Source organism: Aeromonas taiwanensis (genome assembly GCF_000820165.1).
GTDB classification, from domain to species: Bacteria; Pseudomonadota; Gammaproteobacteria; order Enterobacterales; family Aeromonadaceae; genus Aeromonas; species Aeromonas taiwanensis.
The window spans coordinates 1-20,945 of sequence record NZ_CDDD01000099.1 but is presented as its reverse complement, the minus strand read 5'-3'; the positions used below and the strand labels follow the sequence as shown (position 1 = coordinate 20,945).

The 20,945-nt window shown below is 63.0% G+C and carries 14 protein-coding genes and 3 tRNA genes; 5 read left to right on the top strand and 12 right to left on the bottom strand.

Going from position 1 to position 20,945, the window contains the following annotated elements:
* Positions 1–44: 44 nt before the first annotated feature.
* Positions 45–1,295, bottom strand: a complete 1,251-nt coding sequence (locus tag BN1136_RS16810) for a valine--pyruvate transaminase (protein WP_043763769.1) — start codon at positions 1,293–1,295, stop codon at positions 45–47.
* A gap of 285 nt (positions 1,296–1,580) precedes the next feature.
* Between BN1136_RS16810 and BN1136_RS20030 the strand changes: the two genes are divergently transcribed.
* Positions 1,581–1,814, top strand: coding sequence for a hypothetical protein (locus BN1136_RS20030; RefSeq protein WP_081843890.1), 234 nt, complete (start codon positions 1,581–1,583; stop codon positions 1,812–1,814).
* Here the strand turns inward: BN1136_RS20030 and BN1136_RS16805 are convergent.
* Positions 1,744–2,568: an AraC family transcriptional regulator gene (locus BN1136_RS16805; protein WP_043763766.1), complete on the bottom strand. Its 825-nt coding sequence runs from the start codon at positions 2,566–2,568 to the stop codon at positions 1,744–1,746. The genes BN1136_RS20030 and BN1136_RS16805 overlap by 71 nt on opposite strands.
* A 94-nt stretch (positions 2,569–2,662) precedes the next feature.
* Between BN1136_RS16805 and BN1136_RS16800 the strand changes: the two genes are divergently transcribed.
* Positions 2,663–3,790 carry a multidrug effflux MFS transporter gene (locus BN1136_RS16800; RefSeq protein WP_043808969.1) on the top strand — a complete coding sequence of 376 codons (1,128 nt, stop codon included), beginning with the start codon at positions 2,663–2,665 and terminating at the stop codon, positions 3,788–3,790.
* Positions 3,791–3,794: 4 nt separating this feature from the next.
* Here BN1136_RS16800 and BN1136_RS16795 read toward each other — a convergent pair whose 3' ends face one another.
* The 10 genes from BN1136_RS16795 to BN1136_RS16750 form a co-directional block, all read right to left on the bottom strand.
* Entirely contained in the window at positions 3,795–4,478 is a 684-nt protein-coding gene (locus BN1136_RS16795) for a response regulator (RefSeq protein ID WP_043808967.1), read from the bottom strand.
* A 38-nt stretch (positions 4,479–4,516) separates the two neighbouring features.
* Positions 4,517–7,105 (bottom strand): sensor histidine kinase, encoded by a 2,589-nt coding sequence (locus BN1136_RS16790; RefSeq protein ID WP_043808964.1) that lies wholly within the window; start codon positions 7,103–7,105, stop codon positions 4,517–4,519.
* Complete coding sequence (locus BN1136_RS16785; RefSeq protein ID WP_043763755.1) at positions 7,098–7,625, bottom strand: potassium-transporting ATPase subunit C; 528 nt, start codon at positions 7,623–7,625, stop codon at positions 7,098–7,100. Before BN1136_RS16785 ends, BN1136_RS16790 begins: the two co-directional genes overlap by 8 nt.
* A 158-nt stretch (positions 7,626–7,783) precedes the next feature.
* Positions 7,784–9,841 (bottom strand): potassium-transporting ATPase subunit KdpB, encoded by a 2,058-nt coding sequence (gene kdpB / locus BN1136_RS16780; protein ID WP_043763753.1) that lies wholly within the window; start codon positions 9,839–9,841, stop codon positions 7,784–7,786.
* Positions 9,842–9,896: 55 nt separating this feature from the next.
* The gene (gene kdpA / locus BN1136_RS16775) at positions 9,897–11,591 is read right to left on the bottom strand and encodes a potassium-transporting ATPase subunit KdpA (protein WP_043763751.1); all 1,695 of its coding nucleotides are present in this window, start codon (positions 11,589–11,591) and stop codon (positions 9,897–9,899) included.
* A 416-nt stretch (positions 11,592–12,007) separates the two neighbouring features.
* Entirely contained in the window at positions 12,008–13,357 is a 1,350-nt protein-coding gene (gene gorA, locus BN1136_RS16770; protein WP_043763748.1) for a glutathione-disulfide reductase, read from the bottom strand.
* A gap of 76 nt (positions 13,358–13,433) precedes the next feature.
* Entirely contained in the window at positions 13,434–15,392 is a 1,959-nt protein-coding gene (locus tag BN1136_RS16765; protein ID WP_043763745.1) for an ATP-binding protein, read from the bottom strand.
* 121 nt (positions 15,393–15,513) lie between these two features.
* Positions 15,514–18,594 carry a multidrug efflux RND transporter permease subunit gene (locus BN1136_RS16760; RefSeq protein ID WP_043808961.1) on the bottom strand — a complete coding sequence of 1,027 codons (3,081 nt, stop codon included), beginning with the start codon at positions 18,592–18,594 and terminating at the stop codon, positions 15,514–15,516.
* 15 nt (positions 18,595–18,609) lie between these two features.
* The gene (locus BN1136_RS16755; RefSeq protein ID WP_043763734.1) at positions 18,610–19,716 is read right to left on the bottom strand and encodes an efflux RND transporter periplasmic adaptor subunit; all 1,107 of its coding nucleotides are present in this window, start codon (positions 19,714–19,716) and stop codon (positions 18,610–18,612) included.
* A complete protein-coding gene (locus tag BN1136_RS16750; protein ID WP_043763732.1) occupies positions 19,713–20,303 on the bottom strand; it encodes a TetR/AcrR family transcriptional regulator in 591 nt (196 codons plus the stop codon). Before BN1136_RS16750 ends, BN1136_RS16755 begins: the two co-directional genes overlap by 4 nt.
* Positions 20,304–20,557: 254 nt before the next feature.
* Here BN1136_RS16750 and BN1136_RS16745 point away from each other — a divergent pair.
* The 3 genes from BN1136_RS16745 to BN1136_RS16735 all read left to right on the top strand — a co-directional run bounded on the left by BN1136_RS16745 (position 20,558) and on the right by BN1136_RS16735 (position 20,866).
* Positions 20,558–20,634 (top strand) — tRNA-Arg (locus BN1136_RS16745).
* A 50-nt stretch (positions 20,635–20,684) separates the two neighbouring features.
* Positions 20,685–20,760: transfer RNA gene (locus BN1136_RS16740), tRNA-His, on the top strand.
* Between the two features lie 20 nt (positions 20,761–20,780).
* Positions 20,781–20,866: transfer RNA gene (locus BN1136_RS16735), tRNA-Leu, on the top strand.
* Positions 20,867–20,945: the final 79 nt, after the last annotated feature.

Genomic DNA, 20,945 nt, shown 5'->3' with positions numbered 1-20,945 from the left:
CCTGCATTCGCAGGCCTCTCTGTTTTTGTATCGCCGAGAGGGGATTAGCCGGCGTAGAGGGCGTTGATCTCGTCGGCCAGAATGGCGATGCCGCGACGCACCAGTTCCTCGCTCTGGGAGTAGTTGAGACGGATGCACTCCCGGCTGTGACGCCACTCGGGATCGTCGATGCCGGGGAAGAAGTAGTGGCCAGGCACGATCAGCAGGTTCTTCGCCTTCAATCGCTCGTAGAGTTCCTGGCAGTGGATCGGCAGGTCTTCGAACCAGAGCCAGAGGAAGAGGGCGCCTTCCGGCTTGTGAATGTGGAAGCGGGGATCCGGAATGGCATCCCGCAACAGCTGCACCGCGAGATCGGCCTTCTGGCGATAGAAGGGTTTCACCACCTGTTCGCTCAGGGTGATGATGTCGCCGCTTTCGATCATCGGAATGGTGATGGCGGGTCCCAGGCTACCGGGTGCCAGGTTGATGATGCCGCTCAGATTGGTGATGGCCCGGATGATCTTCTCGTCGGCGATGACGATGCCGCAGCGGGTGCCAGGCAACCCCAGCTTGGAGAGGCTCATGCAGAGGATGGTGTTGGCATTCCAGAACGGCTTGGCCTCGCTGAAGATGATGCCGGGGAAGGGGACGCCGTAGGCGTTGTCGATGAGCAGCGGGATCCCCTTGTCGCGGGCGATCTGATCGAGGTGCTCGATCTCCTCGTCGGTCAGCACGTTGCCGGTGGGGTTGGTCGGACGGGAGACGCAGATCACCCCGATGTCATCGCCTACCTGCAGGCTCTCGAAGTCCACGTGATATTTGAACTGGCCGTCTGGCAGCTTCTCGATGGTGGGTTTGTAGGCCACGAAGTGATCGTCCGAGAGGGCCGAGTCGGCATAGCCGATGTATTCGGGGGCCAGCGGGAACAGCACCTTCTTCTTGCGGCCGTCGGCGAACTCACCGGCTAGCAGGTTGAACAGATAGAAGAAAGCGTTCTGGCTGCCGTTGGTCAGGGCGATGTTGCGGGCGGAGATCTCCCAGCCCAGCTCCTTGCTGAGTAGCCCGGCCAGCGCTCTGGTAAACCTGTCCTTGCCTTGCGGGCCGTCGTAGTTGGCCATGGCCTTGATTAGTTCGCCGTTGTCCAGCAGGGTCTTTGCCTCGGTCTGGAAGCGCTCAAGCATGGCGGGGATGGGGGCCGGGTTGCCGCCTCCCAGCATGATGGCGTCGGGGTTGAGCAGTCCCTGATTGAGGTCGTCCATGAGTTGGGTAATACCGGCGTGGCGAGTGAACTTCTCGCCGAACAAGGAGAATTCCATTCGGTGGCAAATCCAGAGTCAGTTGTTAGGGGGGAGCTAGCACCATAGCTCAGTTTAAAAGCGGGTGTCGATCAAAAAAATGGAGTGTTCCACGTGAAACAAGGGGTGTTCCCTGGGTGTGGTAAAAACAACCACTTATAGGTTTTAAAATAACCAATGGACATGCTCAGAGTGCCATCAATAGCATCAAAAAAATACTTATATCATTAAAATCATAAGCTTATAAATCTGGCACAACTATTGGAGTAGCTATCTGGTCATCCCAACCACACCGGAGCACACCAGATGAAAATCCTGATCGCAACCTTGATTGCCTGCAGCCTGAGCCTGAACGTCATGGCCGACGAATACCCCAGACCCGAACTGGACAGCGTCAAGCTGGAGCAGGAAATATTGGCCCAGCAGCAGCAGGCCTCCCATGCCGTGGTGGCGGAAGCCATTCACAACCTCAAGCCGCTGGCGCTGGATACCCTGGTGGTGGAGGCGAGCTCGGCCGATACGACTCACCCCGAGAGTTGAGATAGCGCAAGGGGGTCTGCCCCGTATGTTGCCTGAAGAAGGCGATGAAGGCGCTGTCGCTGGCGAACTCCAGCGCAGGCGCCACCCGGCTGATGGGCTCGGCTTCTGCCAGCAGCTCCAGCGCCCGCAGCAGTCGCCACTGCTGACGCCAGGCCTGGTAGCTCATGCCGGTCTCCCGCATGAAGATGCGGCCTATGGTCTTGTCACTGGCACCCACCCGTTCGGCCAGCCGGTTGAGCCGATCGGGCAGGGCGCCACCCTGTTTCACCTCCTGCAGCCAGCCGGCCAGACGAACGTCTGACGGCAGCGGCAACAGCCAGGATTCCCGCGGCGCTTGCGCCAGCTCCTCTTTCAATAATGCCAGCGTGCAGGTCTGCTCTGCCTCCGGCTTGTCCCACGGCCAGAGCGCCATCCGTTCGATGATCTCCCGCAGCAGCGGGTTGACCGCCAGCACCGCCATCTCGGCCGGCAAGCCAGGCTCCGGCTGGAAGTAGAGGGAGCGATAGGCCACCACCCCGCGCATCAGCACCCGATGGGGCAGACCCGCCGGCAACCAGGCGGCTCGCGTCGGCGGGAGCAGGCAGACCTGATCGTCCAGCTCTATGGTCATGCAGCCGGCCTGGGCGAACAGCAGCTGATGGCGCCTGTGCTGGTGGCGGCCGGAGTCGTGCCAGCCGAGGGCGGCGGCGATCCCGATGGCACTGCCGTCGTGCTGGTCCGGATCAAAAGGGTGATCGGGAAGAATAAAGGCCATGTGTCCGATTCTTGATGTTTATAGTCTTGCTTATTGTAATCGGACAATCGGCGTCACTCTAGAATGACGGCCTCTCTAGTGAAGGAGGTTTGTCATGAACAACAAGTTGCCACCGCTCTGGCTGGTGGTCGGACTGATGATGTTTCCGCAGATAGTGGAGACCATCTACAGCCCGGTACTGACCCATATCGCCACTGAGTTTCGGGTGAGCGAGGGGCAGGCATCCCAGACCCTGTCGGTCTATTTTCTGGCGTTTGCGGCGGGCGTGGTCTGCTGGGGAAGACTGTGCGATCTCATCGGTCGGCGCCCAGCCATGCTGGCGGGGTTGCTCACCTATGGCGCCGGCACCCTGCTGGCGTTGCTGGCCACCCAGTTTGAAACCCTGCTGCTGGCCCGGGTCATTGCGGCCTTCGGTGCCGCCGTGGGCTCAGTGGTGACCCAGACCATGCTGCGCGACAGCTATCAGGGCAGCGATCTGGCGCGGGTCTTTTCGGTGATGGGCATAGCGCTCTCCCTGAGCCCAGTACTGGGGCTGGTGAGCGGCGGCCTGCTGGCCGATGGTTTTGGTTATCTCGGGGTATTTGGCGCCCTGCTGGCGCTGGCAGTCGGCTTGTTGCTGATGGCCTGCCGGCAGTTGCCGGAAACCCGGCCGATCACCACCCAGCGAATGGCACTCTGGCCACTGGCATGCCGGATGGTGCGTGATAGCGGCTTGTGGCGCAGCGCCGCTCTGGTGGCCCTGTTCAACACCATGCTTTTCGGCTACTACAGTCTGGCGCCATTTCTGTTTGCCGGGCTGGGGCTGAGCGCGGGCGAGTTTGGTTACTCCGGTGTCGTGCTGGCACAGGCGACCCTGGGGGGCAGTCTGCTCAACAAGCGTCTGCTGGGGCTTGGCTGGTCGCCTGCCTCCCTGATCCGGCTCGCCGCCGTGTTGGCGCTGGGCTCGGGTTGGCTGGTGTGGGCCAGTCAGGCTTCGCTCTGGTTTCTGCTGCCCATGATGGGTGTGGTAGTGGCATTCGGGCTGGCTATCCCCAATGTGCTGAGCCAGGCGCTGCTGGCCTATCGGGAGGTGGCAGGCAGTGCCGGCGCCCTGTTCGGGCTCGGTTACTACCTGTTGCTCAGCCTGGGGTTGGCGGTTGCAGCCAGCTTGCAGGATCTCGGTCTGCTGCTCGGTGGCTGCGGACTGTTGGCCCTGTGTTGTTGCTGGCGACGTTCCACGTGAAACATCAGCTGCCGATAAAACGGTAGCCGATGCCGGATTCGGTCTCGATCAGACTGGGTTGCTGGGGATTATCCCCCAGCTTTTTGCGCAGGCTGGCGATGACGATGCGCAGGTAGTGGGTGTCCTCCTTGTGGCTCGGCCCCCAGATGTCGTTGAGCAGCTGGGTCTGCAGCACCAGCTTGCCGGGGTGGCACACCAGCGCCTGCAGCAGGGCGAACTCCTTGCGGGAGAGGGCCACCTCCTCCTCCCTCAGGGTGACCCTGTGGCTGCTGCTGTCCAGGGTCAGGCCGCAGTGGGGGAAGTGGCGGCACTCGCCGCTGGTGGCGCCGACCCGCTGGCGCAGCAGCACCCGGATGCGGGCCATCATCTCGCCGACGCCAAACGGCTTGCTCATGTAGTCGTTGGCTCCCGCATCCAGCAGGCGTACCTTCTCCTGCTCCGAGTCCCGTGCCGACAGCACCAGTACCGGATGCTGATGGTGCTCGCGAATGGCCTGCAACACCTGGAGGCCATCCCCATCCGGCAGACCCAGATCCAGGATCACCAGGTCGGGGTTGAGGTGGCGATACTGCGCCAGCCCCTCGTTGACGCCGACCGCCTCGCTCACCCTGTGCCCCTCGGCGACCAGGCTGATCCGCAAAAAACGGCGGATGGCCGCCTCGTCGTCGATGACCAGTATGTGAGCCATTCAACCTCCAGCTCGCAGATAAAAAAGGGCGGCGACCATCAGGCCGCCGGAGCGTTGAGGGCCAGCGGCAGGGAGATGCGCATGCAGGTGCCGTTGCCGTTGGGGCCGGAAAAGGCCCAGATGCGGCCCCCGTGGACCTCTATCATAGCGCGGGAAATGGCGAGGCCAAGTCCGGTGCCGCGGCTGCCGCAATCCCCGACCGGCTGGGTGTAGAAGAGGTTGAAGATCTTGTCCCGGTCCGACTCGGCGATACCGACCCCGATATCGATGATGTCGATGATGAGGTCGGGGTCCGCCAGCATTACCTTGAACTCGATGGGGGTGCCGGCCGGCGAGTAGCGGGAGGCGTTGTCGAGGATGTTGACCAGCACCTGCTCGATCAGGGCGCCGTGCACATAGAGCCGGGGGATCTGCTGATCGAAGTGCACCAGCAGCTTGTGCTGACGCCAGGAGGAGTCGAGCCGGCGACGGGCATTCTCCACCAGATCCGCCAGCTCGACCCAGTCCCGTTTCAGCTGGAAGTCCGGCGAACCGATCCGGGTCATGTCCAGCAGGTTCTGCACATAGCTGTGCAGGCGGCGCGCCTCCTCCTGCACCGAGTGGAGCAACTCGTCGCGGTCCTCCGCACTTATCCGGTCGCCATATTCCTGCAGGGTGCTGCCGGCCCCCATGATGGTGGCGAGCGGCGTCTTCAAATCGTGGGAGACCGAGGAGAGCAGGGCGGCGCGCATCCGGTCGGTCTCTGCCTGCAGCTGGCTGTCGGCCAGCCGCTCGTTGAGGTCGATCCGTGCCAGGGCGGCGCGGATGTCGGTGAGCAGCGCCTGCAGCTGATGTTCGGCCGAGGAGGCGAGCGGATTGGCCAGCAATATGCCCAGCACCAGGTCATCGCTGAGGTGATGGTACTGGGCCTCGGCCGCGTTGAGGGTGGCGGTGTGGGCGCCGGCGCTCTGCTTCTGGGCCAGACACCAGTCGATGGCCGCCTTGTCGGTCTGTCCCGGCTTGTGTTCGGTCGAGCCCGCCCAGTACTGGTAGTGGTGGTCGAGGGCGAACACCGGCTGGCCCAGCGCCAGCGAGATGGCCTGGCAACCTTGCCTCAGTACCTCGACCGGGCTGCTGGCGGTGGCCAGCCCCTGGCTCAGGGAGAGCAGGGCGTTGCCCAGCTGCTGGGTCTCGCGCAGACCGACCAGCTGCTGGCGCTGACGGGAGGCGAGGCGTCCGGCCGTGATGCCGACGATGAGCAGCACGAAGAGGGTGAGCAGGTCGCTGTGGCTGGCCACGCTCAACGAGAAATAGGGGACGGTGAACAACAGGTTGTGTCCGACGAAGCCCAGCACGGCGGCCAGGATGGCGGGCACCAGGCTGGTGGTGAGAGCAGTGGCCAGCACCCCCAGCACGAACAGCATGGGCAGGGAGGCGGGGGGCAGCCAGTGGGAGAGGCCCCAGACGGCGGCCGAGGTGGTCCCCATGATGACCACCGCCAGCAGGCTCTGGCGAATGTCCTTGGGGTGGGGTGGCTGCAACCTAGGTCCGGTTTTTCGCTGCTCCGTGTCCACCAGGGTGATCTCGAGTCCCTCAGCTTTCTTGAGCAGATGCTGCACCAGGGAGCGGCGCCAGGGCGCCTTGCGGGGTTTGCCCAGCAGCAGCTGCGACACCTGCTGCTGTTCGGCCGTCTCCAGCAGTGCGTCGGCCACCGCCGGGCTGGAGAGGGTCAGCACCTTGGCACCCAGCTGGGAGGCGAGCGCCAGCGCCTGCTCCTGCTCGGCGGAACGCTGCCCCTTGCTGTCGACGTGCACCACCAGCCAGGGCAGCTGACGGCGCTGGGCGAAGCGGTGGCCGTAGCGCACCAGGGCGGCGCCGTGCTCGTCGCCGAGGCAGACCATCAGCTTGCCCCGCAGCGGCAGTGTGGTCTTGCCGGCGGCCTGCCACTGCAGTTGCAGATCCCCCTCCACGTGGCTGGCAGCGGTCTGCATCGCCAGCTCCCGCAGGGCGGTCAGGTTGTTGAGGGAGAAGAAGGATTGCAGGGCGGCCTTGGCCTGGTGGGGCACATAGACCTTGCCCTCCTTGAGGCGGCCGAGCAGCTCCTTGGGAGGCAGGTCGATCAGCACCAGGCTGTCGGCCTCCAGCAGCACCTGGTCGGGCAGGGTCTCCTTGACTCTGACCCCGGTCAGCTGCCACACCAGATCGTTGAGGCTCTCCAGGTGTTGCACGTTGAGGGTGGTATAGACGTCGATACCGGCACCGAGCAGCTCCTCCACGTCCTGCCAGCGCTTCTCGTGGCGGCTGCCGGGGGCGTTGCTGTGGGCCAGCTCGTCCACCACGGCGATGGCGGGTTTGCGGGTCAGCAGGCCGTCGAGATCCATCTCCTCCAGCCGCTGCTGGCGGTGCAGGTACAGCTTGCGCGGCTGGATGGCGAGCTTGTCGAGCAGGGCCAGGGTCTCCTGGCGGCCGTGGGTCTCCACCACCCCGATCAGGATGTCGACCCCCTCTCTGGCCTGTTCCCTCACCGCCTGCAGCATGGCGTAGGTCTTGCCCACACCGGGGGCGGCGCCGAGAAACACCTTCAGCTTGCCCCTGTGATCCTGCTCCAGACTGGCCAGCAGGGCATCGGCCCTCACCTCATCACGCATTCTTGTCCTTATCGAGCTGCAGATTCAGCTGGAGAATATTGACCACCTGGGGGCCAAGGATACCAGCTTGTGCCGCCGACTTGACCTGCTCCGTCAGACGGACGGGATCCAGCCCCCGTTGCCCGGCGACCCGGTCCACCTGAGCCAGCACCGCATCGAGGGGCAGATGGGGATCGAGGCCGGAGGCGGAGCGGGTCAGCAGGGCGGGGACCCTGGCTTCCGGCTGCGCCCTGGCCGCCGCTGCGGCAAACTCGGCCCGCAGGGGCGAGCTCATCCCCAGGTTGCTGGCGCTGCCACCTATGGTGGCGAAGTCGCTGGCGGAGGGGCGGGAGTGGAAGTAGTCGGCCCGCTCGAACTTCTGGGCCAGCAGGGCGCTGCCGATCACCTGCTGCTTGTCGTTGGTGAGCAGGCTGCCGTTGGCCTGCCAGGGGAATATAAGCTGGGCCAGCCCGGTGACGGCCAGCGGATAAGCCACCCCCAGCAGCAGGGTCAGGGTCAGCAGGGTTCTGATTGCTATCATGATTTTCTTGCTCCAAATGCGTTGAGTGGATGCGGGTCTGCCCCGCATCCGGTGATGTTGTTACACCAGCCCCAGGCCGGTGATGACCAGGTCGATCAACTTGATGCCGGTGTATGGGGGCACGGTCTGGCCGTGGATACCATCGCGCGGCGTTTTCATCACACCAGCCCCAGGCCGGTGATAACCAGGTCGAGCAGCTTGATACCTATGAAGGGCACGATCAGGCCGCCGACGCCGTAAATCAGCAGGTTGCGGCGCAGCAGGCTGGCTGCCGTGCCCTGCAGGCTGACCCCGCGCAGGGCCAGCGGCACCAGCGCTACGATGATCAGGGCGTTGAAGATGATGGCCGACAGGATGGCACTCTCGGGACTGCCCAGCTGCATCAGGTTCAGCGCCCCCAGCTGCGGATAGGCGGCGATGAACAGGGCCGGCAGGATGGCGAAGTACTTGGCCACGTCGTTGGCGATGGAGAAGGTGGTCAGGGCGCCACGGGTCACCAGCAACTGCTTGCCCACCAGCACCACGTCCAGCAGCTTGGTGGGGTTGGAGTCGAGATCCACCAGATTGCCCGCCTCCTTGGCTGCCTGGGTGCCCTCGTTCATGGCCAGCCCCACGTCGGCCTGGGCCAGTGCAGGGGCGTCGTTGGCGCCGTCCCCGCACATGGCGACCAGCCGGCCGTCGGCCTGCTCCTGGCGGATGTAGGCCAGCTTCTTCTCCGGTGTCGCCTCGGCGATGAAGTCGTCCACCCCGGCCTCGGCGGCGATGGCGGCGGCGGTCAGCGGGTTGTCGCCGGTGATCATCACGGTGCGGATCCCCATGTGGCGCAGGATCTGGAAGCGGGCCTTGATGCCAGGCTTGATGATGTCCTTGAGGAACACCACCCCCAGCAGCTTCTCGTGGGTGCAGACCAGCAGCGGGGTGCCGCCCTGGCGAGCTATGCTGTCCACCGACTTGAGAATGGGCTCGGGCACCGCCTTGCGATCGAGGGAGAGGTAGCGCAGCACGGCATCCACCGCCCCCTTGCGATAGCGATGGCCGTTGCGATCCAGCCCGCTCAGCCGGGTCTCGGCGCTGAAGGGGATCAGGATGTCGCTCTCCAGCTGGCTCGGTCTGGTGTGGCTCTTGCCCGCCAGGGTCAGGATGGACTTGCCCTCCGGCGTGTTGTCACCCAGCGAGGCCAGCATGGCGGCCTGAGCCAGCAGGGCCGGATCGATACCGGGGGCCGGGATCAGCTCGTCCGCCATCCGGTTGCCGAAGGTGATGGTGCCGGTCTTGTCCAGCAGCAAGGTGCGCACGTCGCCGGCGGCCTCCACCGCCCGGCCCGACTTGGCGATCACGTTGAGCTTCACCAGCCGGTCCATGCCGGCGATGCCGATGGCGGAGAGCAGACCGCCGATGGTGGTCGGGATCAGGGTGATGAACAGGGCCAGCAGGTAGAGCCGGGGCACCTGGGTGCCGTTGTAGTCGAGGAACCAGGGCAGGGTGGCCACCACCAGCAGGAAGATCAGGGTCAGCCCCACCAGCAGGGCATCCAGCGCCATCTCGTTGGGGGTCTTCTGGCGCTTGGCCCCTTCCACCAGCGCAATCATCCGATCCAGGGTGCTTTCGCCCGGATTGTTGCTGATGCGCACCCAGATCTCGTCGGAGACGACAGTGGTGTTGCCGGTCACGCCGCTGCGATCGGTGCCCGACTCGCGGATGACGGGGGCGGATTCGCCGGTGATGGCCGCCTCGTTGACCGAGGCGATGCCGGCGACCACTTCGCCGTCGGCGGGGATCATCTCGCCGCTGCGCACCAGCACCAGATCGCCCTTGCGCAGGCTGGTGGCCGGCACCCACTCCCCCTTGTCATCCTGCGGATGGGTGATCCGGCGCGCCCTGAGCTGGCTCATGCCGGCCTTCAGACTGTCGGCCCGTGCCTTGCCGCGCCCCTCGGCCAGGGTCTCGGCGAAGTTGGCAAACCAGAGGGTGAGCCAGAGCCAGGCAGTCAGCTGCCAGGCCAGCGAAGGGGCGACGCCGGAGACAGGCTGCCCCAGCAGGGACTCCACGCTGGCCATCACGGCCGCCAGCCAGAGGGTGAACAGGATGGGGCTGCCGAGCAGCGCCCTGGGGTTGAAGCGATAGAGGGCTTCCACCATGGCCTGCATGATCTGTGATTTCTGTTTCTTGCCCTTCACCTTGAGGGTGTCGGTGCTCATTGAAGCGGACTTGCTCATTGGAAAGCTCCCAGCATCGAATAGTTGACCACGGCGATCAGTGGGGTGCGCAGCATCAGAAGGCACCTCCCAGCAGGCTCAGGTGTTCCGCCACCGGACCCAGCGCCAGCACCGGCAGGAAGGAAAGACCCCCCATCAGCAGCACGGTGACGATCAGCAGGGTGATGAAGAGCGGGCCGCTGACGGGGAAGTCCCCCTCGCTTCGCTCCTGGCGCGGGGCGCGGGCCAGCTGGCCGGCGATGGCAAGCACCGGAATGATGTAGCCGAAGCGGCCGAGCAGCATGGCCAGCCCGATGGCGATGCACTGCCAGTTGTCGGCTGCGGCCAGGCCGGCGAAGGCGGAGCCGTTGTTGCCGGCGGCCGAGGCGTAGGCATAGATCAGTCGGGACAGGCCGTGGGGGCCGTCGTGACCGATGACGGTGGCGGCGTCCGGCATCAGCAGGGTGATACCGCCGATCACCAATACCCCGACCGGCATCACCAGCATGCTGGCGACCACCCACTTCATCTCGGTGATGCCGAGTCGTTTGCCCAGATAGGTCGGGGTACGCCCCACCATCAGGCCGCACAGGAATACGGTCAGCAGCACGAACAGCATCATGCCGTAGATGCCGGAGCCGACCCCGCCGAAGATGACCTCGCCGAGCAGCATGTTGATCATGCCGACCATGCCGCCGAGGGGGGTGAAGCTGTCGTGCATGGCGTTGACCGAGCCGTTGGAGGCGCTGGTGGTCGCCACTTCCCAGATGCTGGAGAGCAGGGGGCCGAAGCGGCTCTCCTTGCCTTCCCAGTTGCCGGCCATGCTGCTGGCGTCAGTGGTGAGCTGGGCGAGGGTAGGGTCCGGTTTCAGCTCCTGGGTGATGGAGACGAAGAGCCCGATCACCATCATCAGGGTCATGGCGACGAGGATGGCTCGGCTGTGGGCCAGGTCCTTCACGTAGCGACCCAGGGTGCAGACCATGGCGGCGGCCAGCGTCAGCAGGGCGACCATCTCCAGCCAGTTGGAGAGGGCGGTCGGGTTCTCGAACGGATGGGCCGAGTTGACGCCGAAGAAGCCGCCGCCGTTGGAGCCGAGCTGCTTGATGGCGATCTGGGAGGCGGCCGGGCCGAGCGGCAACAGCTGCTCCTGGCCTTCCAGCGCGTGGAACGGCAGGTAGGCCGACAGGCTCTGGGGTACCCCCTGCCAGACCAGCAGCAACGCCAGGATCAATGCCATCGGCAGCAGCACGTAGAGGCAGAAACGCACCAGATCCTGCCAGAAGTTGCCGAGGTGGGTGGTCTGCTGGCGGGCGATGCCGCGAAACAGGGCGATGGCGACGGCGGCACCGGTGGCAGCCGAGACGAAGTTCTGGGTGGTGAGCCCCACCATCTGGCTGAAGTAGGAGAGGCTGGCCTCGCCGGAGTAGGCCTGCCAGTTGGTGTTGGTCATGAAGCTGACCGCGGTGTTGAAGGCGAGTTGCCAGTTCAGCCCGGGCAGCTGTTGCGGGTTGAGGGGCAGCAGCCCTTGCGCCAGCAGGATCAGGAACAGCAGGCCGAAGCCGGCACCGTTGAAGGCCAGCAGGCTGAGGGCGTAGGACTTCCAGTCCTGCTCGCGCCCGTCCGTGCCGCAGCAGGCCAGGGTGGCGCGCTCGACGGGAGCCAGCCAGCGACTCTTGCCCTCAAATACCCGATACAGGTAGTTGCCAAGCAGAGGCGCCGGCAGCAGCACCAGCAGTACAAACGCGACGGGATAGATGATCTCTTGCCACATATCCGGTTCCTCACTCATGGGTGCGCGCGAGGGCGCGCAGCAGATAGCCCGCGAGGGCGAGGACCAGCAGCAGATATAGCCAATTCATAACGACTCCGTTGAGGTAATTAGCGTCAGGGACCGATGCATATCCGTGTCGATCCCAGAGGTGTCATTGACGATGAAAGGGTATGAAAGAGGGGCGTAAAGGCGCCATAAAGCGGCCGGGAGCGGGCGTAAAATCGGCGTAAAGAAGGCGGGTTTTGCGAGGGATCTGCGGTGGATGGAACAAAAAACCCGGCCTGAGCCGGGTTTGGTAGCAAGTCGCTGTGACCTTGATATGCGGTTAGCGCATGGTCGCAGACTCTTCCGTGCTGGTGGGATGAAGAGGGTTGGGGTGTTGAGAGAGTCCCCTTGTTTCTCCCCTCACACGGCCATCAGCGCATGGTCACAAACTCTTCTGCGCTGGTGGGATGGATAGCGACACAGTTGTCGAAGTCCGCCTTGGTGGCACCCATCTTCATGGCGACACCGAAGCCTTGCAGGATCTCGTCCATGGCGAAGCCGATGCCGTGCAGGCCGACCACTTTCTCCTCGGGGCCGACACAGACGAGTTTCATCCGGGTGGGCTGGCGATGCTGGGTCAGCGCCGAGTACATGGCGGTGAACTGGCTGCGGTAGACCTTGACCTGATCCTCACCGTATTCGGCGACAGCTTCCGGCTCGGTCAGCCCTATGGTGCCGATGGGTGGGTGGCTGAACACCACTGTCGGCACCAGATCGTAGTTGAGGTGCTCGTTCGGCTTGTTGTTGAACAGCCGCTCCGAGAGGCGACGGCCCGCCGCGACGGCGACCGGGGTGAGCTGGATCCGGCCGGTGTTGTCACCGACGGCATAGAGGTTGGCGACGGCGGTATTCTGGAACTTGTCGGTCGGGATAAAGCCCTGCTCGTCCAGCGTGATACCGGTGGCGGCCAGGTTCAGGTTGTCGGTGGCCGGGACGCGGCCGATGGCCCAGATCAGGCAGTCGACGGTGAGGTGGCGACCATCTTCCAGCTGCAGGGTCAGGCTGTCGTCAGCGTTCTTGACCACGGCTTTCGGAATGGCGTGGGTGTGCAGTTTGGGCCCTTCCTGCGCCATGATCTCCACCAGGGTCTCGTGGATCATGGGGTCGAAGTTGCGCAGCGGCGCGTGCTTGCGCACCACTAGGTGGGTCTCGGAGCCAAGCGCCTGCATCACGCCGGCGATCTCCACGGCGATATAGCCGGCCCCCACCACGGCCACCCGTTTTGGTTGGCTTTGCAGCTCGAAGAAGCCGTCGGAGTCGATGCCCAGCTCGGCCCCCGGGATGGCCGGCACTTCGGGGCGGCCACCGGTGGCGATCAGGATGTGATCGGCCGTGTACTGCTCGCCATTGACCTCGATGGTGTTGCTGCTGACGAAGCGGGCGAAGCCCTTGATGACGGTGATCTGGTTCTTGCCCAGCACGTTCTGGTAGGACTGATGAATGCGGCCGATATAGGCCTGGCGGGACTCGACCAGCTTGGCCCAGCTGAAGTGGTTGAGGGTGGTGTCGAAGCCGTAGTCGGCGCCATATCTCAGGGCATCGGCGATCTGGCCCGCATACCACATGGCCTTCTTCGGCACGCAACCGACGTTGACGCAGGTACCGCCCAGCTCTTTGGCTTCGATCAGGGCGACGCGCTTGCCGTACATGGCGGCCCGGTTGGCCGAGGCGATACCACCGCTGCCGCCACCGATGGCGATATAGTCAAAATGCTGTGCCATTGCGAGGTTCTCCGCTCGTTAAGAATGCAATCACAGCATGATGGGGACAAAGTGGCCGGCTCACAAGAGCCGGCGTTCAGTTCTGCTGGATGGGCAGGCTGATGTGGAACTGGGCTCCCTGGCCCGGTTCGCTGGCACAGTGGATGCGCCCGCGCAGCAGCTGCACCACCAGGTTGTAGATGATGTGGGTGCCGAGCCCGCTGCCGCCCTGACCCCGCTTGGAGGTGACGAAGGGGTCGAAGATGCGCGGCAGTATCTCCGGGGGGATGCCGCGACCGTTGTCGCTGTAGTCGATGATGAGCTCGTCACCCAGTTGCTCCACCTTGATGGTGATCTTCCTGGGCCTGTCCCAGCCATCGAAACCGTGGTGGATGGAGTTGAGGATCAGGTTCGAATAGATCTGGGTGAAGCTGCCGGGGAAGGAGAAGATCGACAGTCTGGGATCGCACTGGATGTCGACCTCGCACTGGGCCTTCTTCAGCTTGTAGCCGAGGGAGACCACTACCTGGTGCAGGTTGTCGGCGAGGCTGAAGTTGTAGCGCGCCTCGGACGACTGATCGACCGCCACCTGCTTGAAGCTGGCGATGAGTTCGGAGGCTCGCCTCAGGTTGCCTTGCAGCAATTGCATCGACTCGTCGAGGTTCTGGGTGAACTCGTTGAGGTAGGAGCGGGAGAGCTGCTTGGCCTCGATATGCTGCTTGAAGTCGGCCACCCGCTCCTGCAGGTAGGAGGAGGCGGTCACACTGATGCCGATGGGGGTGTTGATCTCGTGAGCCACGCCGGCAACAAGGGATCCCAGAGAGGCCATTTTCTCTGACTCCACCAGGGTCTGCTGGGCCTGCTTGAGATCGTCATAGGCCTTGCCGAGCTGGTTGTTGGCGTCGCTCAGACTGCGGGTGCGCTCTGCCACCTTGCCTTCCAGCTGCTCGTTGAACAGGGTGATCTCGCGCTCCACCTTCTTCAGGCGGGTGATGTCGTAGCCGAAACCGATCAGATACTTGAGGTTGGGCCCCTCATAGAAGGGAGCGAAGGTCCACTGCAGGACCAGCTCGTCGCCCTGCTGGTCATGCATGGTGATCTCCCTGTTCTCGAGGGTGCCCTGGTCGGCCAGGGTGGCCGCCAGCTCGTCGCGCTGTTCCGGGCCGACGAAGAGATCCAGCCAGTTGTGCTGCAGCAGCTCCTGATGGTGGTAGCCGGTCAGGAGGATGGCAGCCGGATTGATGCTGGCGATGTTGAGATCCGGCTCCATGCAGCAGATGACCATGTTGGCGGAATTGATCAGGGTGGCGGAGAAGTCCCGTTCCTGCTGCAACTGCTCGCTGGCCTGATGGCGGGCGGTGAACTCGTCGTTCAGCCGGGTACGCATCTGGTTGAGGGTGGCCGCCAGCGCGTCGAACTCGTCAGGATGTTTGCGGGGCAGGGGGCGGCCTTCCAGCGTCAGCTCCACGGCCAGCCGATCCAGGCTCAGCTTCTGGGCGTAAGTGACGATGCGGTTGATATGACGGATCACCAGATAGTAGAGAATGACCAGGATGCAGAAGGAGACCACCAGGGTCTTGATGGTCTGGCTGACCAGGATGAGCACGGACTTCTCTATCAGGCGCTGATAGACCTGATCCAGGGAGGCGGCGACGAACAGCTTGCCGACCACTTCCCCCTGATAGGTGAGGTTGAACTCGCGGGAGATGTCGTACTGGGCCTGTTGCGTCCCCTGGGTCAGCATGGGCACCTCGGAGTTGCCCAGCATCTCCTTGACCATCACGAACTGCATGTTGGGCAGGTTCATGATGCCCTCTATCTGCACCTTGACCTGCTCTTCATCCAGGTTCCAGAGGCTGGCGGAGATGGGCTGCAGGAAGGAGGCCTCGATCTGGTCGATGCTCGCTTCGATGACGGTCACGTCCTTGTTGTAGTCCCAGGCGAGCTGCAGCACTGTGATGGCCAGTGCCAGTACGGTACTGCAGATCAGAATGTAGGAAAGGAGGCGATAAGAGAGCCCGTTAAGGCCCACGGCCTTGGGGAAGATTCCTGACATGGCGTCCTTGCGGTCTGGATTGAGTGCGGTTTAGTGTAACTGCTTCATGGACTCATGTCGTGTGTCATCCAATGGATAAAAACAAGGCCCCGAAAGGGGCCTTGTTGCTGTAGGTTGGCAATCAGTGACCACCCTTGGCTTTCGCCGGAATGGACTCGTCGAATTCCTGCAGGGGTTTGTGCTCGGAAGCCAGGAAGGTGTAGATCACCGGCAGCACGAACAGGGTGAACAGGGTGCCGATGGCCAGACCCGCCACGATGACGATGCCGATGCTGAAACGCTGGGCCGCCCCGGCGCCGGTGGCATAGAGCAGCGGGATCAGGCCGGCGATCATGGCTGCCGTGGTCATCAGGATGGGGCGCAGACGCACCTTGGCGGCCTGCATCACGGCCTGCATCCGGTTCATGCCGTGCAGCAGTTGTTCCTCCTTCGCCACCTCGCAGATCAGGATACCGTGCTTGGTAATCAGACCGACCAGGGTGATGAGCCCCACCTGGGAGTAGATGTTCATGGTGGCCATGCCCCATGCCAGGGCGATCAGCGCCCCGCTGATGGCCAGCGGCACCGACACCATGATCACCAGGGGGTCACGCACGGATTCGAACTGGATGGCCAGCACCAGGAAGATGATGGCCAGAGCCAGGGCGAAGGTGGCGTAGAGCGCGTTGCCCTCGGTCACGAACTGGCGGGCTTCCCCCATGAAGTCGTAGCGATAGCCCTGGGGCAGCTTCTCTTCGGCGGTCGCCTTGAACCAGTTGATCGCATCCCCCATGGCCACGCCAGGTGCCGGCACGGCGCCTATGGTGGCGGAGTTCAGCTGGTTGAAGTGGGGCAGGGCGCGGGGCTCTCCCACCACTTCAATCTTGATCAGGCTGCCCAGGGGGATCGACTTGCCGTCGGCGGCGCGCACGTAGTAGCCCTTGAGGGACTCGGGGTTGAGGCGGTACTTGCGTTCCACCTGCGGGATCACCTCGTAGGAGCGGCCATCCAGATCGATCCGGTTGACGTAGCCATCCGCCATCATGGTGCCCATGGTGGTGCCGATGTCCTGCATGGTGATGCCGTAGGCCCCTGCCTTGTCCTTGTCGATGCTGATCTTCATGGTGGCCGAGTCGTAGTTCAGATCGAGATCCGAGTAGACGAACTGGCCGTTGGCCTGGGTGGCCGCCAGCATCTCACCCGCGATCAGGAACAGGCTCTCGAAGCTGTTCGGGGTGGTGATGACGAACTGGATGGGCAGACCGCTGGAGGCACCCGGCAGCTCGGGGAACTGGAAGGTGGTGATGGCCATCCCGGGGATGTCCTGCACCAGACCGGCCACCCGATCCAGCACCTCTTTCTGACTCGCCTCGCGCTGGCTCCAGGGCACCATGGAGGCGATACCGAACGCCTGGTTGGAGTTGAACACCCCGGAGAAGACCTGGGAGTAGGCTATCTCGGGCTGGTCATCCAGGATCTTGTTCACGTCCGCCATGGTGTTTTCGATGTAGTCCAGGTTGGCGTTGGACGGCGCCGTCCCCAGCACCGCCATGACGCCCTTGTCCTCGTTCGGCGCGAGCTCGCTCGGGATGAACTTGAACAGCATCGGCAGGCTGGCGAACACGATGATGGCGAACACCACCACCACGAGACGCTTTTGCATCACGGCGTGGAGCATGGCGTCGTAGCGGGCCGTCATCCGGTCCAGCAGCTCGTGCACGGTGCGCTCGAACTTGCCCGGCTGCTCGTTGGCCTTGAGCATCTTGGCGCACATCATGGGCGACAGGGTCAGGGCGATGATGCCGGAGACGAACACGGCGCCTGCCAGGGTCAGCGCGAACTCCTTGAACAGGGAGCCGGTGATGCCCCCCATCAGGGCGATGGGCGCGTACACCGCCGCCAGGGTGACCGTCATGGCGATGACGGGCACGGCGATCTCCCGGGTACCTATGATGGCGGCCCGGAACGGTTCCTCCCCCTCCTTGATGTGACGGTCGACGTTCTCCAGCACCACGATGGCGTCATCCACCACCAGGCCGATGGCCAGCACCATGGCCAGCAGGGTCATCAGGTTTATCGAGAAGCCGAACATGTCCATCATCATCACCACGCCGATGAGGCTCAGGGGAATGGTGATGATGGGAATGATGACCGCCCGGAAGGAGCCGAGGAACAGGGTGATCACCACCAGTACGATGGCGGCGGCCTCGAGGATGGTCTTGATGACCTCGTGGATGGACTCGTTGATGGCAATGGTGGAGTCATACAGGACGTTGGCCTGCATGGTGCTCGGCATGTTGCGCTTGAGATCCGGCAGCAGCTCCAGCACATCGTGGGCGATGTTGATGGGGTTGGCGGTCGGGGCGGCGTTGATGGCGAGGACCACGGCCTCCTTGCCGTTGGCGCTGGCACGGTAGATGTCGTGGCTCTTCTCCAGGGAGACCTTGGCGATGTCGGAGAGGCGGATCACCTTGCTGTCCCGGGACGCCACCACCAGGCGCTTGAGCTCCTCGATGTTGCTGACCTGGGTCTCGGCATTGCCGTTGAACAGGGTGAAGTAGCCGGTGGCCTGGCCGGTAGCGGACTGATAGTTGTTGCTGTTGAGCACCGTCATCACGTCGCTGGCCGTCAGGTCAAAGGCCGCCATCTTGGCCGGATCCAGCCACACCCGCAGGGCGAATTCGACCCCGCCGTACAGATCCACCTTGGAGACGCCGCCCACGGTAAACAGCTGGGGCTTGATGACCCGCTCCAGGTAGTCGGTGATCTGGCTGGAGTTGAGCTCCGGGCTGGTGAAGCCCATGTAGAGCACCGCCGTGGTGGAGCCGGTGGAGGAGGTGACCGAGGGGTCTTCCGCCTCTTTCGGCAACTGGGAGCGCACCGAGTTGACCTTGGCCAGAATGTCGGACAGCGCAGCATTCGGGTCGGTGTTCAGCTTCATGTAGGCCGTCACCGTGGAGCTGCCCAGCTGGCTGGAGGAGGTCATGAAGTCGATGTTGTCGGCTTGCGCGACCGCCTGCTCCAGGGGTTGGGTGATGAAGCCCTGGATCAGATCCGAGCTGGCGCCATAGTAGCTGGTGTTGACCGTGATGACGGTGTTGATCACCTCGGGGTATTCGCGCACCTGCATCTTGAAGATGGCCTGGAAGCCCAGCAGGGCGATCAGGAAGCTGAGCGAGACCGCCAGCACAGGCCGTTTTATGAATATGTCAGTAAATCGCATCGCAGATCTCCGCGCTTACAGCATCGGGGTTTGTGCCGGAACGGCCAGGGCATCGTTCTCGACCACGCGCACCTTGGTGTCGTTGCTCAGGCGGACCTGGCCAGACAGCACGATCTCGTCGCCAGCCTTGATGCCGGACAGCACATGAACGTCGTCGCCGCGACGCTCGCCCGCCTTGACCACCACCTGCTTGGCACGCTTCACGCCATCAGCCGCGTGAATGACATAGACGTTCTCGCCATAGAGGGTGAAGGAGATGGCGGACTGCGGAATCACGATCTGGTCCTTCACCGTGGGCAGTATGATGCTGGCGCGGGCGAACATGCCGGAGCGCAGCTGGCCGTCGTTGTTCGGGATGTCTGCCTGCACCTGGACCAGGCCGCTCTGGTAGTTGACCGCCGGTTCGATGGCGGTGATCTGGCCGTCAAACTGGGTCTGGGGATAGGCGTCCACGTTGATCTTGATGGTCTGGCCCAGGCTTATCTTGGAGATGTCGGTCTGGGGCACGGTGAAGCGCAGGCGCATCACGCTGGTGTCTTCCAGGCGCACGATCTCGGTCCCCGGCTCCAGGTACTGGCCGAGGAAGACGTTGCGCAGACCCACGGCTCCGCCGAAGGGCGCACGTACCTCGCGACGGGCGATGGTGGCCTTCAGGCTTTCGATATCCGCCTCCAGGGAGCGGTAGGCGGCTTCGGCGTCATCCAGCTGATCCCGGGAGATAGAGTTCTTCTGGTAGAGGTTCTTGTAGCGGTCGAACTTGGCCTTGGCCGCAGGCAGCCGGGCCTGGGAGGAGAGCAGATTCGCTTTTTCCACGCTGGAGTCCAGGCTCAGCAGCAGCTGATCCGCCTTGACGTGGGCCCCGGACTCGAACCGGATGGCGTCGATGGTGCCGGACAGTTCACTGGAGAGGGTGACCCCCTGGTTCGGCTCGATGAAGCCGATCGCCTCTATGGTGGGGACCCAGTCCTGTGCCTTGGTGACCATGGCGGTGACCGGGAACTCGGGCTCGGGTCGATTGGCCATGAACTCTGCAATCTTCTTCTGCTTGAACATATTGAAGCCGATGACACTGCCAAACAGGGCGAGCGCTATCAGCAACATGATGGCCATCCACTTTTTCATGAACGGGCTCCTGTGGTGGAAAAGTGAGGGTTTAAAATGGCATTCCAGCTGGCCCGGATCACCGTCTCCAGCTGTTCCTGCGTCAATTCGAAATCGTGAACCCGGCGTTGCTGTGCCAGGTTGGCCACGCAATCCAGACTCAATGACTGCAACACAGGCACGGGGAGATCGACGAAGAGTCCCTGTTGGCGTCCCTGCTCAAAGAAGCGCTCAAGTGGCGCCCATGCCGCCATTATGACCGGATCCCGCTCCAATTCAGCCCCCAATGGCGAACTTTCGTACTGCAATTTGCACTTGAGTGCATTGGGGATGCTGGTAAAGATCACATCGATGTTCAGCCAGAGGCGGCGATACTGCGCATAGGACACCTCCTCTATCTGCACGCCTTCCATGACCTGGGGATGACATTGAAGGATGGTGTGCACATAAAGCTGACGGAGCAGATCATCCTTGTCGCTGAAGTAGCGATAGATGGTGCCGGCCGCCACCCTGGCCTTCTTGGCGACCACGGCAATGGAAAGGCCGTAGAAGCCCTGTTCGCCGAGGATCTCGCGAGCCGCTTCAAAAATGCGTTCTTTCTTGTCCATGGTTATCAGAGGTGAGTGAATGAACGTTCATTCATTCTAGGGGGGCTTTCAGGCAAGTCAAGGTATTGCCCACCATCTGGCCAGGGTGGGGGGGAGCCAAAAGCAGCGAGTGACCCAGGATCCGCTCTGAACGAAACAAAAAGGCTTAAAAAGCGCCAGAAATGACTGAAAAACAATCACTTGGTTTTATGTCTCAAAAAAAGAGTAGACAAGCTTGGCGTCATCATCAATAATGCGCCCCGTTCGACAGCGTAGCGCCCGTAGCTCAGCTGGATAGAGCGCTGCCCTCCGGAGGCAGAGGTCACAGGTTCGAATCCTGTCGGGCGCACCATAAAAAGTGCGCCGGTTAAACGGGCGAGTTGAAGAACGAAAACAGCTGTGGTGGCTGTAGCTCAGTTGGTAGAGTCCCGGATTGTGATTCCGGTTGTCGTGGGTTCGAGCCCCATCAGCCACCCCATTTTACAGCTTGTCAGGTACGCGAAGGTGGCGGAATTGGTAGACGCGCTAGCTTCAGGTGTTAGTGCCCCCCGGGTGTGAGGGTTCGAGTCCCTCTCTTCGCACCATACTTGCTGTATAACGAGGATGACCGCATGGTCGTCTTTGTTTTTTGTAGAATAAAAATATTTTCGGTGATTAGCGCAG

Excerpts from the sequence above, each read along its gene's own strand:
- BN1136_RS16810 (WP_043763769.1), bottom strand. The coding sequence starts at position 1,295 with ATGGAATTCTCCTTGTTCGGCGAGAAGTTCACTCGCCACGCCGGTATT.
- BN1136_RS20030 (WP_081843890.1), top strand. The coding sequence starts at position 1,581 with ATGAAAATCCTGATCGCAACCTTGATTGCCTGCAGCCTGAGCCTGAAC.
- BN1136_RS16805 (WP_043763766.1), bottom strand. The coding sequence starts at position 2,568 with ATGGCCTTTATTCTTCCCGATCACCCTTTTGATCCGGACCAGCACGAC.
- BN1136_RS16800 (WP_043808969.1), top strand. The coding sequence starts at position 2,663 with ATGAACAACAAGTTGCCACCGCTCTGGCTGGTGGTCGGACTGATGATG.
- BN1136_RS16795 (WP_043808967.1), bottom strand. The coding sequence starts at position 4,478 with ATGGCTCACATACTGGTCATCGACGACGAGGCGGCCATCCGCCGTTTT.
- BN1136_RS16790 (WP_043808964.1), bottom strand. The coding sequence starts at position 7,105 with ATGCGTGATGAGGTGAGGGCCGATGCCCTGCTGGCCAGTCTGGAGCAG.
- BN1136_RS16785 (WP_043763755.1), bottom strand. The coding sequence starts at position 7,625 with ATGATAGCAATCAGAACCCTGCTGACCCTGACCCTGCTGCTGGGGGTG.
- kdpB (WP_043763753.1), bottom strand. The coding sequence starts at position 9,841 with ATGAGCAAGTCCGCTTCAATGAGCACCGACACCCTCAAGGTGAAGGGC.
- kdpA (WP_043763751.1), bottom strand. The coding sequence starts at position 11,591 with ATGTGGCAAGAGATCATCTATCCCGTCGCGTTTGTACTGCTGGTGCTG.
- gorA (WP_043763748.1), bottom strand. The coding sequence starts at position 13,357 with ATGGCACAGCATTTTGACTATATCGCCATCGGTGGCGGCAGCGGTGGT.
- BN1136_RS16765 (WP_043763745.1), bottom strand. The coding sequence starts at position 15,392 with ATGTCAGGAATCTTCCCCAAGGCCGTGGGCCTTAACGGGCTCTCTTAT.
- BN1136_RS16760 (WP_043808961.1), bottom strand. The coding sequence starts at position 18,594 with ATGCGATTTACTGACATATTCATAAAACGGCCTGTGCTGGCGGTCTCG.
- BN1136_RS16755 (WP_043763734.1), bottom strand. The coding sequence starts at position 19,716 with ATGAAAAAGTGGATGGCCATCATGTTGCTGATAGCGCTCGCCCTGTTT.
- BN1136_RS16750 (WP_043763732.1), bottom strand. The coding sequence starts at position 20,303 with ATGGACAAGAAAGAACGCATTTTTGAAGCGGCTCGCGAGATCCTCGGC.